General features: G+C 70.2%; 14 protein-coding genes. 11 read left to right on the forward strand and 3 right to left on the reverse strand.

The window, feature by feature from the left end:
- Window positions 1–14: 14 nt before the first annotated feature.
- Window positions 15–857: a PAC2 family protein gene (locus tag DTO57_RS01875; RefSeq protein ID WP_114116522.1), complete on the reverse strand. Its 843-nt coding sequence runs from the start codon at window positions 855–857 to the stop codon at window positions 15–17.
- A gap of 42 nt (window positions 858–899) precedes the next feature.
- On the opposite strand from DTO57_RS01875, the gene DTO57_RS01880 reads away from it, so the two are divergent.
- The 6 genes from DTO57_RS01880 to tatC are packed head-to-tail and all read left to right on the forward strand — an operon-like array spanning window position 900 to window position 6,719.
- On the forward strand, window positions 900–1,571 hold the full coding sequence (locus DTO57_RS01880) for an HAD family hydrolase (RefSeq protein ID WP_373285625.1): 672 nt from the start codon (window positions 900–902) through the stop codon (window positions 1,569–1,571).
- Complete coding sequence (locus DTO57_RS01885) at window positions 1,568–2,569, forward strand: tRNA (adenine-N1)-methyltransferase (RefSeq protein ID WP_114116524.1); 1,002 nt, start codon at window positions 1,568–1,570, stop codon at window positions 2,567–2,569. The genes DTO57_RS01880 and DTO57_RS01885 overlap by 4 nt, the downstream gene beginning before the upstream one ends.
- Window positions 2,570–2,599: 30 nt before the next feature.
- Window positions 2,600–3,541: an FKBP-type peptidyl-prolyl cis-trans isomerase gene (locus DTO57_RS01890; RefSeq protein ID WP_114116525.1), complete on the forward strand. Its 942-nt coding sequence runs from the start codon at window positions 2,600–2,602 to the stop codon at window positions 3,539–3,541.
- Between the two features lie 28 nt (window positions 3,542–3,569).
- Complete coding sequence (locus DTO57_RS01895; protein ID WP_114116526.1) at window positions 3,570–5,561, forward strand: helix-turn-helix transcriptional regulator; 1,992 nt, start codon at window positions 3,570–3,572, stop codon at window positions 5,559–5,561.
- A gap of 37 nt (window positions 5,562–5,598) precedes the next feature.
- The gene (locus tag DTO57_RS01900; RefSeq protein WP_114116527.1) at window positions 5,599–5,886 is read left to right on the forward strand and encodes a twin-arginine translocase TatA/TatE family subunit; all 288 of its coding nucleotides are present in this window, start codon (window positions 5,599–5,601) and stop codon (window positions 5,884–5,886) included.
- A 5-nt stretch (window positions 5,887–5,891) separates the two neighbouring features.
- Entirely contained in the window at window positions 5,892–6,719 is an 828-nt protein-coding gene (gene tatC / locus DTO57_RS01905) for a twin-arginine translocase subunit TatC (RefSeq protein WP_162785620.1), read from the forward strand.
- Window positions 6,720–6,769: 50 nt separating this feature from the next.
- Here the strand turns inward: tatC and DTO57_RS01910 are convergent, their stop codons facing one another.
- Window positions 6,770–7,111, reverse strand: coding sequence for a carboxymuconolactone decarboxylase family protein (locus DTO57_RS01910; protein ID WP_114116529.1), 342 nt, complete (start codon window positions 7,109–7,111; stop codon window positions 6,770–6,772).
- A 142-nt stretch (window positions 7,112–7,253) separates the two neighbouring features.
- Here DTO57_RS01910 and DTO57_RS01915 point away from each other — a divergent pair, with 142 nt between their 5' ends.
- The 4 genes from DTO57_RS01915 to trmD all read left to right on the forward strand — a co-directional run bounded on the left by DTO57_RS01915 (window position 7,254) and on the right by trmD (window position 13,098).
- A complete protein-coding gene (locus tag DTO57_RS01915; RefSeq protein ID WP_114116530.1) occupies window positions 7,254–8,636 on the forward strand; it encodes a GNAT family N-acetyltransferase in 1,383 nt (460 codons plus the stop codon).
- Window positions 8,633–9,904, forward strand: coding sequence for an LLM class flavin-dependent oxidoreductase (locus DTO57_RS01920; protein ID WP_114116531.1), 1,272 nt, complete (start codon window positions 8,633–8,635; stop codon window positions 9,902–9,904). Before DTO57_RS01915 ends, DTO57_RS01920 begins: the two co-directional genes overlap by 4 nt.
- Window positions 9,905–9,916: 12 nt before the next feature.
- The gene (locus DTO57_RS01925; protein ID WP_114116532.1) at window positions 9,917–12,334 is read left to right on the forward strand and encodes a DEAD/DEAH box helicase; all 2,418 of its coding nucleotides are present in this window, start codon (window positions 9,917–9,919) and stop codon (window positions 12,332–12,334) included.
- 74 nt (window positions 12,335–12,408) lie between these two features.
- Window positions 12,409–13,098 (forward strand): tRNA (guanosine(37)-N1)-methyltransferase TrmD, encoded by a 690-nt coding sequence (trmD, locus tag DTO57_RS01930; RefSeq protein ID WP_114116533.1) that lies wholly within the window; start codon window positions 12,409–12,411, stop codon window positions 13,096–13,098.
- Window positions 13,099–13,118: 20 nt separating this feature from the next.
- Here trmD and map read toward each other — a convergent pair whose 3' ends face one another.
- Complete coding sequence (gene map, locus DTO57_RS01935; RefSeq protein WP_114116534.1) at window positions 13,119–13,886, reverse strand: type I methionyl aminopeptidase; 768 nt, start codon at window positions 13,884–13,886, stop codon at window positions 13,119–13,121.
- A 257-nt stretch (window positions 13,887–14,143) separates the two neighbouring features.
- On the opposite strand from map, the gene rplS reads away from it, so the two are divergent.
- Window positions 14,144–14,497: a 50S ribosomal protein L19 gene (gene rplS, locus DTO57_RS01940; protein ID WP_114116535.1), complete on the forward strand. Its 354-nt coding sequence runs from the start codon at window positions 14,144–14,146 to the stop codon at window positions 14,495–14,497.
- The last annotated feature ends 29 nt before the right edge of the window (window positions 14,498–14,526 follow it).

The raw sequence follows: 14,526 nt of genomic DNA on the forward strand, positions 1-14,526 counted from the left end.
GTTTTGAGTTGGGGCTAGCCCTTGGGCGGTCGCCCGTCGCGCAGGAACTTCTCGAACGCCTGGGCGATCGCGTCGCCCGACGCCTCGGGGGAGTCCCACGTGTCGCGGGCCTCCTCGAGCTGGTGAATGTAGTCGCGCATCTCGTCGTCGTCGGCGGCCGCGGCATCGACCGTGGCCTCCCACGCGGCCGCCTCGGTCGGCAGGGTGCCGAGCGGGAACTCGCGCCCCGTGATCTCGCCGATGCGCTCGAGCAGCGCGAGGGTCGCCTTGGGCGAGGGCGTCGTGCCGGCCACGTAGTGGGGCACGCTGGCCCACAGCGACATCGTCGGGATGCCCGCGCGCTCGGTCGCCTCGCTCAGCACGCCGAGGATCCCGGTGGGGCCCTCGTAGCGGTTGCGGTCGATCTCGAGCTGGTTGCGCAGGAGCTTGTTGTCGCTCGTCGCGTGGACCGCGATCGGGCGCGTGTGCGGCACGTCGCTCATCATCGCGCCGATCGCGATGAAGCCCGTGACGTCCTCTGCCAGGAGCGCGTCGACGAACTCGCTCGTGAAGGCGCGCCAGGCGCGCGCCGGCTCGACGCCGCGCACCGTCCAGAACCCCGCCGGATCCTCGGGCCGGTAGAGCGCCGCCTCCGGCCACTCGATGCGCCGGCGCCCCTCGCCGTCCATGCGGATGGCGGGGCGGTTGTACTGGTAGTCGAAGAAGAGCTCGGGATCAACCGAGGCGATCTCGACGCTCGGGTAGGCCTCTCGCAACACCGAAACGGTCTGGGACGCGGCTTCGCCGGCATCGTTCCAGCCGTCGAATGCGGCGACCGCGATCCTCGGGCCGAGGGCCTGCTGAATGCTGTCGTCCATCCTTCAAGGCTAACGGCAGGATCCTGCCCCTAGGCTGGTGCGGTGACAACACTGGCTGGCCCGAAGGCCGTTCTCTGGGACATGGATGGCACTCTCGTCGATACCGAGCCGTATTGGATCGCCGCCGAGACGCCGCTCGTCGAGCGCTTTGGCGGCACCTGGACGCACGAGGATGCCCTCGGTCTCGTCGGCAACGACCTCCTGACCTCCGCGCGGATCCTGCAGGAGGCCGGCGTGCAGATGGACGCCGACGACATCGTCGAACACCTCACCGATAGCGTGATCGAGCAGATCCGCGTCAAGGGCGTGCCGTTTCGTCCGGGCGCGCAAGAGCTCCTGCGGAGCCTCCGCGCCGCGGGCGTCAAGACCGCCATCGTCACGATGTCGCGCCACCGCCTCGCCGAGCGCGTGACGCAGCTGATCGACTTCGACGCGTTCGACGCCGTCCTCGGCGGCGACGACGTCGCGCGACCCAAGCCGTTCCCGGACCCGTACCTCGAGGGCGCACGGGCGCTCGGGGTCGCGATCGAGGACTGCGTCGCGATCGAGGATTCGCCGACCGGGCTGACCTCGGCGGTGTCGTCGGGGGCCGTGTCTCTCGGCGTCCCCAATCTCGTCGCGCTCGAGGGCTACGGCGCTCACGCGATCTGGAACACGCTTGACGGCCGCACGGCGGACGACATTGCGACCCTGTGGAAGGAATCTCGCGCATGACCGCGACCCGTGGCCCGTTCGTCTATGGCGACCGCGTACAGCTGACCGACCCGAAGGGCAAGCTGCAGACGACGACCCTCGTCGACGGGGGAGAACTGCACACCCACATCGGCGTGCTGCGCCACCGCGATATCGTCGGCCGCGAGGACGGCTCGGTGGTGGAGAACAGCGAGGGCCACGAGTACCTGTGCCTGCGCCCGCTGCTGCGCGACTTCGTGATGTCGATGCCGCGCGGCGCCGCGATCGTCTACCCGAAGGACGCCGGCCAGATCGTCTCGCAGGCCGACATCTTCCCCGGCGCGGTCGTGGTCGAGGCGGGCGTCGGATCCGGCGCCCTGTCGATGTCGCTCCTCCGCGCCGTCGGCGCGGGCGGTCGCCTGCACTCGTTCGAGCGCCGGCCCGAGTTCGCCGAGGTCGCCCAGGCGAACATCGAGACGTTCTTCGGCGAGATCCCCGAGCAGTGGGAGATCCACTACGGCGACCTCGCCGAGGCCCTGCCGCGCGACATCGAGGACGGCACCGTCGACCGCGTCGTGCTCGACATGCTCGCGCCATGGGAGGTGCTCCCGGCCGTGAGCGACGCGCTCATGCCGGGCGGCGTCGTGCTCTGCTACGTCGCCACCGCAACCCAGCTGAGCCGCATCGCCGAGTTCATCCGCGGCCTCGGTGCCTTCACCGAGCCGGAATCGAGCGAGACGATGGTGCGCGGCTGGCACGTCGACGGCCTCGCCGTGCGCCCCGACCACCGCATGGTCGGCCACACGGGCTTCCTGATCAGCGCGCGCAAGCTCGCTCCCGGATCCGTCACCCCCGAGGTCAAGCGCCGCGCGTCCAAGCGCAGCTACGGCGACGAGGACGAGGAGATCTGGACCCCCGGATCCGTCGGCGATCGCGAGATCACCGACAAGAACCTGCGGAAGCGGATCCGCGATGCGGAGAAGGCCGCGTCCGGCGCACGCCGGGCGGCCGAGACACGGCGCGACCCGTCGGTGGGCTGATCCATATTCTTGGGCCAGTAGACTGTGCCGGTGCGTAAGACGACATCGGCAGTCACTGTTCTCGGCCTCACCGCGCTCGCCCTCGCCGGGTGCGCGCAGGCGCAGGACCCGGAGACCTCCACGGCATGCGGCCGCGCCGACGGCGCGAGCTCGGCCCTCAGCTCTGTGAGCGTCGAGGGAGATTTCCTCACCGAGACCCCGACGATCGAGGCGCCCGCCTCGTTCCACTCGACGGGCGTGCAGTACCACGACCAGGTTGAGGGTAACGGCGCGGTCGTCACGAGCGACGAGCAGCCGGTCGTGCTGAGCGTCGACTTCGTGAACCCCGCGACGCAGGAGAGCGTGGCGCTCAGCCCCGTTCCCGCGATGACGATCTCGGCGTGGCAGGACATGCTTCCGGGCCTGGGCGACGCGCTGCAGTGCGCGGCCGAGGGCTCGCGCGTCATCGCCGCGCTCGGCGAGACCGGCATCAACGAGGACTTCGGCGCGCAGCTTCCCTCCTACATCGCGACCGACGGTAGCGACTTTGACCTCGGCAACGTCATCACGGTGATCGACGTCGACCGCGTCTACCTCGCATCGGCCGACGGCTCGCTCGTCTACAACGCGGGCGGCGGCATGCCGAGCGTCGTGCGCAACGACGACGGGGTTCCCGGCATCACGATCCCGAACTCCAAGGCGCCGACCTCGCAGAAGACCGAGACCCTCATCAAGGGCGACGGCGACGAGATCGCCGACGGCGACACCGTGACGGTGCACTACACCAGCGTTAACTGGGAGACCTCCTCGGTCTCGTCGTCGACCTGGGACTCGGGCACGCCCACGAGCGCCACGCTCGACGAGCTGCCGGACGGCTTCGCCGACGCGCTCAAGGGCGCGACGGTCGGCTCGCAGGTCGTCACGGTCGTGCCGGGTGACAGCGGCGCCGCGACCGTGTCGGTCATCGACGTGCTGGGTGTCGACGCGCAGTAAGTTTTCCTCCCGGCCATAGGATGGCGGCGTGGCAGAACGGATCAGCGCGGCAGAGCGCATGCTCAGCCTCACGGTCGCGTTGCTCAGCACCGACCAGGGGCTGACGCGCGCGCAGATCTTCGGCTCGGTGAGCGGCTACGTTGAACGCGTCGCCACGGGCGCCGACGAGCCGGCGCTCGAGCGCATGTTCGAGCGCGACAAGGAGACCCTCGCGGCCCTCGGCACGCGCCTCGAGGTGATCGGCGACCCCGAGAACCCGCAGAACCTGCGCGATGCGCGGTACCGGATCCCGCAGGACGATAATGCGCTGCCGGACGACCTCGAGTTCGATTCCGCCGAGCTCGCGGTGCTGAGCCTCGCCGCCGATGCCTGGACCGAGGCGACGATGTCGCGCGAGGCGAGGGCAGCGGTGCGCAAGATCGGGGCGCTCGGCGTCGAGACCGACGAGGCGATCACGGGCTTCGCGCCCCGCCTGAGCGCGCGCGACGAGTCGTTCGCCCCGCTGCAGGAGGCGATCGACCGCCGGCACGAGGTGAGGTTTGACTACCTTCGCCCCGGCAGCCAGCGGGTGCGGACGCGCCGCGTGCAGCCCCTCGCGCTCGTGCAGTTTCAGGGCCGCTGGCACCTGCACGGCCTCGACGTGGGCGTGGGGGAGCCGCGCACCTTCCTGCTGAGCCGCATCGTCTCGCCCGTGTCGACCACGGGCACGCAGGTCGACCCGTCGCTCCTCGCGGGGGCCGCCGAGCGGGCGCTCGCGGGGCTCCGCGAGGTCGCGGCGCGCCAGCACGCGACGATCGAGGCGGTGCCCGACTCGGAGGCGGCGCTGCGGCTCGGCCGCCGCGCGAGCTCCGCGACCGACCGCGTCTTCGAGGTTCCGTACGTCGACGCCTACCTCCTCGCCGACGAGCTCGCGTCCTACGGTCCCGACGCGCGGGTCGTGGATCCGCCAGAGCTGCGCGCGCTCGTCGTCGACCGGCTCGAACGGGTCGCGCGCGTGCACGCGGGGGATCCGGACCTCGCGCCGGCCGAGGGTGCCACGCTTGTGAAGGCGAAGCGGCGCACGCCCGTCGCGTCGGCCGACCGGGTGCGCACGGTGCTGACGCTCGTGCCCTGGCTACTCGAGCGCGACGACGTGCCGGTGTTGCGGGTCGCCGAGGCGTTCGACGTGACGCCCGCCGAGGTGCGCGCGATGCTCACGAACCTCACGCTCGTGGGCGAGCCCGCCGGCGACTACTACTCGGGCCAGATGTTCGACATCGACTGGGACCTGCTCGAGGATCACGACATGGTGCGCCTCACGCAGACGGTCGGGATCGATCGCGTGCAGCGGTTTACGTCGCGCGAGTCGGCGGCGCTGATCGCGGGCCTCCAGCTCGTCGCGGCGCTGCCCGGCGCGGCCGATGCCGACACGATCGCGCGGCTGCGCGACAAGCTCGGGCAGGGATCCGCGACGGCGACCCCCGACACCGTCGTCGTCGACGAGCCCGTCGATGACCGCCGCTCGGAGATCTCGCGCGCCGTGCGCGAGCGCCGGGTCGTCGCCTTCGACTACCGCACGCCCGACGGCGAGACGATGGCGCGCCGCGTAGATCCGGCGCGGCTGCTGCTCGCCGGCGGGCAGTGGTACCTGCAGGGCTGGTGCCACCTGCGCGAGGGGGATCGAACCTTCCTGCTCGACCGGATGAGCGGGCTCGAGGTGACGGACGACACCGCGACGCACTCTTCCGAGCAGACGGGCTCGCGGCCCGGCGAGCTGTTCGAGCGGGGCGACGGCGACGTCGACGCGCTGCTGCGGTTCCCGACGCGCATGCGCACGCTGCTCGCCGACTACCTCGTGCACGCCGAGCTGCGCGAGAGCGGATCCGACACCTTCGCCAGCATTCCGTTCGCGAGCCCCGCGGGCGCGAGGCGGCTCGCCGCATACGGCGGCGGCGATGTCGAGGTGCTCTCGCCCCCGGCGGCGCGCGAGGCGGCACGGACCTGGGCGCAATCAGGCGCGATCCACAACGCACCCGCGTAGACTGGCAAAAAAGTACCTCGGAACTTGGGAGTTCATCATGGGCGGTCTGTTCCACCCCGGAGGAATGCAGATTCTGCTGCTCCTCGTCGTCATCCTGCTCATCTTCGGCGCGTCGCGACTTCCCGCGCTCGCGAAGGGTATCGGCCAGTCTGCGCGCGTCTTCAAGGACGAGATGAAGCAGATGAAGGACGACCAGCCGGCCGAGAACGCATCAGCGCAGATGCAGAACGAGGCGGCCCCCCAGCAGGCGGCCCCCCAGCAGGCCGCGACTGAGCAGACGAACCTTACGCCGCCGCCGGCGAAGCCCGATACACCCCAGCAGTAACCCGCGTGGCTGAATCCCTCCCTGGCGAGGGTGTCCCGGGCGAGCGCGTCCTTCCGAACGAACGCAAGATGACGCTCACGGGGCACCTCCGCGAGCTCCGACGCCGGCTGACGATCGCGGCCATCGCGCTCGTCATCGGCATGATCGCCTCGGCGTTTCTCACCGACTGGATCATCGGCTGGCTGACGTACCCGATCACGGCATTCGCCGAGAAGATCGGCGACGATAGCTTCACGAAGCTGACGTTCACGACTGTTACGGGCGCCTTCGACATGCGCTTCCGCATCGCGATGGTCGCGGGCCTCGTGATCTCGTCGCCGATGTGGCTGTGGCAGCTCTGGCGCTTCGTGACGCCGGGCCTGACGCGGCGCGAGTTCTGGTACGCCATGGGCTTCATGGCCGCCGCGATTCCGCTGTTCGTCGGCGGCGTCATCGTCGCGATCATGCTGCTGCCGAACGTCATCGCCGTGATGTCGTCGTTCTTCCCGAGCGACGTCCAGAACGTGGGGCAGCTGTTTACGGCGACGGAGTACTACAACTTCGTCTTCCGCATGCTGGTGTTCTGTGGCATCGGTTTCGTGACGCCCGTGTTCGTGGTGGCGCTGAACCTCGCCGGCATCGTGCGTGGTAAGTCGATCCTGAAGGCCTGGCGCTGGGTGCTGATCCTGTGCCTCGTCTTCGGCATGGCGGTCTCGTCGCCGGCCGACATCATCACGATGGTGGTCATGGCGGGCATCCTGTTCGTGCTCTACATGGCGGCGACGGTCTTCGCCCTCATCGTCGACGCGCGCCGCAAGAAGGCCAACCCCGAACTCTTCGTCGACGTCGAATAGGCGGCACGAAAAAGGCCGGATCCTCGCGGATCCGGCCTTTTCGTATTCGCTTAATGCTGGTGGTCGGCCCCGAGCTTGAACGCGAGGCGGCCGTGGGCGTAGGCGCCGCCGGCCTTGAGGGCCGAGGCGACCCAGGCGGCCTCGGCGATCTCGGCCTCGGTCGCGCCCGCCTTGATGGCGTTGTTCGTGTGGCCGTCGATGCAGTAGACGCACTGCGTCGTGATCGCGACGGCGACCGCGATGAGCTCGCGGTACTTCAGCGGGATCTCGCGACCCTCCTCGGCGAAGACGGCGCTGTTGAAGTCGTTGAAGGCCTTCAGCACGTCGGGCGTGTGCTGCTTGTAGGTGGCAACGTACTTCTTGTCGGACGGGTCGAGGTAGTGATCGCTCATGCCGCGAGCCTAGCCCGGCGCGGGAGGGGCGAGGCGCAGTCTTTCGCCAAGTTTCACCGCGATTCGACGGGCCGGGCGTGGGCCGACTAGCGTTCAGGGGGTACGCGCGCGCCCGCGCGGTGTGCTCGTGAAAGGTTCTTCGATGACCGTCGAGATCTCCGTCTCATCGTGGGACGACCCCCGCGTCGTGCGTTTCCGTGAGCTCATGGACGCCGAGGTACAGCCGCTCTACGCGCACCTCCGCGACCGCGTGGCACCAGTCGTCGTCGACGAGGCGACCGTCATCGTGACGCTCGTCGCCCAGATAGGCGGCGAGCCCGTCGGCACCGTCGCGCTCAAGCAGACCGGCCGGTACGTCGAGGTGAAGCGGCTCTATGTCGCGGAGGCCGGGCGTCGCGCCGGCGTCGCGGGCGCCCTCATGGCCGCCATCGAGGGCGAGGCGCTCTCGCGCGGGGCGCGCGAGATCTTCCTGCAGACCGGATCCTCGCAGCCGAACGCGATGGCGCTCTACGAGCGCGACGGGTGGATCCCGACCGCGCCCTACGGCCCCTACGAGGGCGACGAGCTGCTGAGCCGCTGCTACGTGAAGCAGCTCTCGCGGCCGGTTGTCGCCGCGCTCGTCGCGGCCGACGGATCCGTGGACCGCGCGCTCGGCGCGATCGAGGCGCTCGACGAGGCCGGCGCGGATCTCGCGATCCTCGACGACGCCCCGCTCGCGGGCGGATCCGCCGGGCTCGACGCGCCGATGCTCGCCGCGGCGGCGGCGGTCTCGACGCGCCGCATCGCGCTCGCGCCGCGGATCGACACGATCCACACCGAGCCGTTCAACGTCGCAAAGGCCGTGCAGAGCGTCGACTGGACCACCGCGGGCCGCGCCGCGTGGGTGGCCTCGGCATCGACCTCAGAGTCGGACGCGCGCGCCCTCGGCCGCCGCGAGGCGCCGACGCCGGGCGCCGCGTGGGCCGAGGCCGAGGCCGTGATCGACACCGTGCGCGCCCTCGAGGACTCGTGGGAGGACGATGCCGAGATCCGCGACGTCGGCACCGGCCGCTTCATCGACAAGGAGCGCGTGCACCACGTGCGCGTCGAGACCGAGTTCTTCAGTGTCGTCGGCCCGTCGATCGTTCCCCGCTCACCGCAGGGCAACGTGCCCGTGATCGTCGAGGTGGACGCGGACGGCCCGGCACTCGAGGCAGCCGCGCGCTCGGCCGACGTCGTGCGCGCCGCGACGCCCGCGCTCGCCCGCCGGGTGCGCGAGCGCGCCGGGCGCAAGCTGACCGTCCTCGTCGACGTGGATCCGGCGCTCGCGCCCCGCGCGCCGCACGAGCGCAGCGCGACCGAGGGCGTCGCCGCCTACGCGGCTGACCGCCGCGCGAGCGCGGGCGCCGACGGCGTCGTGTTCACGGGATCCGCGCTCGCGGCGATCCGCGCGATCGCGGATCCGGTGCCCGGATCCGGCACCCTGCGGGAGCTTCTCGGCCTCGCCCGACCCGCCAGCCGCTACGCCCAGGAGGACGCCCGATGACGAAGCGCAGGATGCACCTCGGCGCGCACTTCCCGGGCGTCAACCAGACGACGATCTGGAACCGCCCCGAGTCGGGAAGCCAGATCGACCCCGCGTCGTTCACGCGCTTCGCGCAGACGGCCGAGCGGGGCCTCATGGACCTGATGTTCCTTGCCGAGGGGCTGCGGCTGCGCGAGCACGCCGGCGAGATCCACGACCTCGACGTCGTGGGCCGGCCCGACACGCTCGTGCAGCTCGCGCAGGTGGCCCGGCAGACCTCGCACATCGGCCTCATCGCGACGCTCAGCACGACCTTCAACGAGCCCGTCGAGTTCGCCCGGCAGCTCGCGACGCTCGACGCGCTCTCGAACGGGCGGGCCGGCTGGAACCTCGTGACGAGCCACGGCGCGTTCTTCGGCGCGAACTTCCGCCGCGGCGGCTATCTCGCCGATGAGGATCGCTACGAGCGCGCCCGAGCCTTCGCCGACACCGCCATCGCGCTGTGGGACGCCGCCGGATCCGGCGACGCGGTGCGGGTGTCCGACCGCTTCTTCGACATCGAGGCGCGCCCGAGCGTGCCGCCGACCCCGCAGGGGCGCCCCGTCATCATGCAGGCCGGCCTCTCGCCCGAGGGGCGCGACATCGCGGTGCGCTACGCCGAGACGGTGTTCTCGCCGTTCCTGCGCGGGTCCGCCGCCGACGAGTACGCGTCGGACCTCCGCGCGCGCCTCGTGGCCGCGGGCCGCGACGAGGACGGCATCAAGATCCTCGCCTCGGCGTCGTTCGCGCTCGGCGACACGCACGAGGAGGCGCTCGAGCAGGCGCGCCGCGACCAGCGCGACCAGGTGAGCCCCGCCACGGCGGTGCGCTACATCGAGTCGATCTGGGGCCGCCGCTTCGACGACCTCGACGCTGACGGGCCGCTCCCGCCGCTCAGCGACGTCGTCGAGGGCGTCGAGCTCACGGCGGGGCGCGCGAAGATGCACCTCGACCAGCGCGGCCGCGCCGCCGAGCTCATCGAGCAGGCCGAGGCCCAGAACCTCAGCGTGCGCGACATCGTGATCGGGGCGACGACCTTCGGCTCGCCGCTCGTGGGCACGCCCGCCGAGGTGGCCCGCATCATGGACGAGCACGTGCAGTCGCGCGCGTGCCACGGCTTCATGCTCATCCCCACCATCACGCCGACGGGGCTCGATCGCTTCGTCGACGAGGTCGTTCCCGAACTGCAAAACCGCGGTGTGTATCGCACCGAATACGAGGGCGAGACCTTCCGCGACCGCCTGGCGTGATGGGATAGGCGTATGCCTTCTCCCGCCGAAATGTATGCCGAGGCGCGTGCCGTGCGCGAGCACCCCATCACGGCGGAGTTCGCCGACGCGCAGCGCTTCGATTTGGATCCCTTCCAGGTCGCGGGCTGCCGCGCCCTCGAGGGCGGATCCAGCGTGCTCGTCGCCGCGCCGACGGGCGCGGGCAAGACGATCGTCGGCGAGTTCGCGATCCACCTCGCGATGCGCTCGGAAGGCGATAAGGCGTTCTACACGACGCCCATGAAGGCGCTGTCGAACCAGAAGTTCCGCGAGCTGCAAGACGTCTACGGCGCCGAGAACGTCGGCCTGCTGACGGGCGACACCAACATCAACGGCGACGCGCGCGTCGTGGTCATGACGACCGAAGTGCTGCGCAACATGATCTACGCCCGCTCGCGCGCGCTCGACGGCCTGCGCTACGTCGTGATGGACGAGATTCACTACCTCGCCGACCGCTTCCGCGGCGCGGTGTGGGAGGAGGTCATCATCCACCTGCCTGAGAGCGTGCGCCTCGTGGGCCTGTCGGCGACGGTGTCGAACGCCGAGGAGTTCGGCGACTGGATCGGCACGGTGCGCGGCGACACCGAGGTCATCGTGTCGGAGACGCGGCCCGTGCCGCTCGAGCAGCATGTGCTCGCGCGCGGCGACCTCATCCCGCTCTTCGACGAGCACAGCGCCGCAGACGTCAACCGCGACCTGCTACGGCTCGGCCGCGGGTTTTCCTCCGGCGGATCCGGTGGTCGCGGGCAGCACGGCCGCGGTCGCCACCGCGGGGGACAGCAGCGCCCGCGTGGCGGCGCGGGGCGCCTCGACCGCGCGGCCGCGATCGACCTGCTCGAGCACCGCAACCTGCTTCCGGCGATCTTCTTCATCTTCAGCCGCGTCGGCTGCGAGCAGGCGGTCGAGCAGGTGCGCCGCTCCGGGATCCGCCTGACGAGCCGCGAGGAGCGCGAACAGATCCGCGAGATCGTGCGCCAGCGCACGGCGACGCTGCAGGACGAGGACCTCGGGGTGCTCGGCTTCTTCGAGTGGTCCGACAACCTCGAGCGGGGGATCGCGGCGCACCACGCCGGCATCCTGCCGATCTTCAAGGAGGTCGTCGAGGAGCTCTTCCAGAAGAAGCTCGTGAAGGTCGTCTTCGCGACCGAGACGCTCGCCCTCGGCATCAACATGCCGGCCCGCACGGTGGTGCTCGAGAAGCTCGAGAAGTTCAACGGCGAGGCGCGCGTGCCGATCACGTCGGGGGAGTACACGCAGCTGACGGGCCGCGCCGGGCGCCGCGGCATCGACGTCGAGGGTCACGCCGTCGTGCACTGGACCGACGGCGTCGACCCCGAGGCCGTGGCGTCGCTCGCGTCTCGCCGCACCTATCCGCTCAACTCGTCGTTCCGGCCGACCTACAACATGGCGGTCAACCTCATCGACCAGTTCGGGCAGGAGCCCGCGCGCGAGATTCTCGAGTCGTCGTTCGCGCAGTTCCAGGCCGACCGCGCCGTCGTGGGCCTCGCCCGTGAGGTGCGCCGCGCCGAGGAGTCGCTCGAGGGCTACCTCGGGTCGATGCAGTGCCACCTCGGCGACTTCGCCGAGTACGCCGGCATCCGCCGCGAGCTGAGCGACCTCGAGAAGAAGGCCCGCCGCGACGTCACGGCGTCGAAGGCGCGGCAGGAGCAGCGCCGCCAGCAGATGGCGAAGCTGAAGAAGCAGATGCAGCGCCACCCGTGCCACCAGTGCGGCGAGCGGGAGCAGCACGCGCGCTGGGGCGAGCGGTACTACCGGCTGAAGCGCACGACCGACAAGCAGCGCCGCGAGATCACGTCGCGAACCGGCACCGTCGCGCGCCAGTTCGACCGCATCGTCGACGTGCTGGCGGCTCTCGACTACGTGAGCTTCGACGCCGAGGGCGCGGCGAGCCTCACCGAGACCGGCCGCACGATGAAGCGCATCTACGGCGACCGCGACCTGCTCGTCGCCGAGTCGCTGCGGCGCGGGCTCTGGAAGAACCTCGACGCGGCCTCGCTCGCGGCGCTCGCCTGCACCCTCGTGTACGAGCCGCGCCGTGGCGAGCAGGGCGGCGACTTCGCGCTGCCCCGCGGATCCTTCCGCGAGGCGCTCGACGAGACCGAGCGGCTGTGGGCCGAGCTCGACGACCTCGAGCAGGATCACCGGTTGCCCGGCACCGCGCCGCTCGCGCCGGGCCTCGCCCAGGCGATGCACCTGTGGGCGCGCGGCGTGATTCTCGACCGCGTGCTCGGCGCCGCCGACATGGCGGCCGGCGACTTCGTGCGCTGGACGAAGCAGACGATCGACCTGCTCGACCAGATCTCGATCGTCGCGGAGGGCGACCTCGCCCGCACCGCGCGCCGCGCCCTCGACGCGGTGCGCCGCGGCATCGTGGCCTACTCGGGCGTCTAACTCTGCAATTCTCCGCGCGGTCAGCAGCGAATAGCTGATGACGCCGCGGAGAATTGACGACTTAGGATTGAGCGGTGCGTATCGACATCGTGACCATCTTTCCGGCGTTCTTCGACGTGCTCGACGTCTCACTGATCGGCAAGGCGCGCGAGTCGGGCGTTCTCGACCTGCGCGTGCACGATCTGCGCGATCACACCCACGACCGCCACCGCACCGTCGACGACACCCCGTACGGCGGCGGCGCTGGCATGGTGATGAAGCCGGAACCCTGGGGCGAGGCTCTCGACGAGATCCTGGGCGACGACGCCGTGCTCATCGTGCCGACCCCGTCGGGCGAGGTCTTCACGCAGAGGACGGCCCGCGAGCTCGCCGAGGAGAAGCAGCTCGTGTTCGCGTGCGGCCGCTACGAGGGAATCGACCAGCGGGTGCTCGACCACTACGCCTCGCGCGGCCGCGTGCGCCTCGTGAGCATCGGCGACTATGTGCTCAACGGCGGCGAGGTCGCCTCGATGGCGATGATCGAGGCCATCGGCCGTCTCATCCCCGGCGTCGTCGGCAACCCCGAGAGCCTCGTCGAGGAGTCGCACGAGCTCGGCATGCTCGAGTATCCGATCTACACGAAGCCCGCCGAATGGCGCGGCCGCGGCGTGCCCGACGTGCTCCTGAGCGGGCACCACGCCAAGATCGCCGAGTGGCGCCGCGAGCAGTCGCTCGAGCGAACGCGAGAGCGCCGCCCCGATCTGCTCGACGAGCAGGATCGGTAGCGGCGCTCTCGGGGCGGAGATCAGGCCTGCGACAGGATGACGGGCCCGTCCTCCGTGATCGCGATGGTGTGCTCGCTGTGCGCGCCGCGGGATCCGTCGGCGCTCGACAGCGTCCAGCCGTCGCGCTGCTCGGTGATGAGCTCGTCGGTGGTCTGCAGGAACCACGGCTCGATCGCGATGACGAGGCCCGGCTTCAGCGGGAAGCCGCGGCCGGCGCGGCCGGCGTTCGGAACGTGCGGGTCGCCGTGCATGGTGCGGCCGACGCCGTGACCGCCGAAGTCGGTGTTGATCTTGAGGCCCTCGGCGCGCGCGACCTTCGCGATCGCGGCCGAGATGTCGCCGACCTTGTTGCCCGGCTGTGCCGCGGCGATGCCGGCGGCGAGTGCGCGCTCGGTCGTGTCGATGAGCTTGAGGTCCTCCTCGCGCGGCGTTCCGACGACGAACGAGATGGCCGAGTCGGCGACCCAGCCGTTCAGCGAGACCGCGAAGTCGAGCGTCAGCAGGTCGCCGTCCTTCAGCGCGTAGTCGTAGGGCATGCCGTGCAGCACCGACTCGTTGACCGAGGTGCAGATCACGTGCCCGAAGGGGCCGGATCCGAACGAGGGCGCGTAATCGAGGTAGCAGCTCTCGGCGCCGGCGCGGCGGATCAGCTCGTGCGCGCGCTTGTCGATGTGTAGCAGGTTCATGCCGACCGTGACCTCGTTCTTGAGGGTCTGCAGGGTCTCGGCGACGAAGCGGCCCGCGGGGCGCATCTGCTCGATCTCGGCGGGAGTGCGCAATTCGATCATGGGAGTCCTTTCGCAATTTTCGCGTGTGGGAACCATTCTCGCTTACTGCGCCGGGGAATGCCCGCACGAGGGTTTTTACGGCACACCCGATCTGTGGCAGAATAGACCCTTGTGCCGTGACCGGTGCGCCCGTTGGTGCTCCGGTTGTGACTCTGCCACGGGGGAGTCACGGTCTCGTCTGACGAGACTCACGACGCCGCCTTCTTTATTTCCTTGTGAAGTGGTCGGCCCGTGGCGGTCACAGAGAGCGATTCATCATGAACATCATTGATGCACTCGACGCAGCCTCGCTGCGCAGCGACATCCCGGAGTTCGGCCCCGGCGACACCGTCAAGGTCCACGTGAATATCATCGAGGGCAACCGCTCGCGTGTTCAGGTGTTCCAGGGCGTCGTGCTCGGCCGTCAGGGCTCGGGCCTCCGCGAGACGTTCACCGTTCGCAAGATCAGCTTCCAGGTGGGCGTGGAGCGTATGTTCCCCGTTCACTCGCCGATCATCGAGAAGATCGAGGTCCTCACGCGCGGTGACGTGCGTCGCGCCAAGATCTACTACCTGCGCGGTCTCACCGGCAAGAAGGCGCGCATCCGCGAGAAGCGGACCAACAACGCCTAATTCTGGTCGGATTCATAGCGAACGTCCCG

It is taken from the genome of Microbacterium sorbitolivorans (assembly GCF_003327285.1).
Taxonomy (GTDB): domain Bacteria; phylum Actinomycetota; class Actinomycetes; order Actinomycetales; family Microbacteriaceae; genus Microbacterium; species Microbacterium sorbitolivorans.

Coding starts and splice junctions, on each gene's coding strand:
- DTO57_RS01915 (WP_114116530.1), top strand. CDS start 7,254: ATGACCGTCGAGATCTCCGTCTCATCGTGGGACGACCCCCGCGTCGTG.
- DTO57_RS01925 (WP_114116532.1), top strand. CDS start 9,917: ATGCCTTCTCCCGCCGAAATGTATGCCGAGGCGCGTGCCGTGCGCGAG.
- DTO57_RS01910 (WP_114116529.1), bottom strand. CDS start 7,111: ATGAGCGATCACTACCTCGACCCGTCCGACAAGAAGTACGTTGCCACC.
- DTO57_RS01885 (WP_114116524.1), top strand. CDS start 1,568: ATGACCGCGACCCGTGGCCCGTTCGTCTATGGCGACCGCGTACAGCTG.
- DTO57_RS01875 (WP_114116522.1), bottom strand. CDS start 857: ATGGACGACAGCATTCAGCAGGCCCTCGGCCCGAGGATCGCGGTCGCC.
- map (WP_114116534.1), bottom strand. CDS start 13,886: ATGATCGAATTGCGCACTCCCGCCGAGATCGAGCAGATGCGCCCCGCG.
- rplS (WP_114116535.1), top strand. CDS start 14,144: ATGAACATCATTGATGCACTCGACGCAGCCTCGCTGCGCAGCGACATC.
- DTO57_RS01900 (WP_114116527.1), top strand. CDS start 5,599: ATGGGCGGTCTGTTCCACCCCGGAGGAATGCAGATTCTGCTGCTCCTC.
- DTO57_RS01920 (WP_114116531.1), top strand. CDS start 8,633: ATGACGAAGCGCAGGATGCACCTCGGCGCGCACTTCCCGGGCGTCAAC.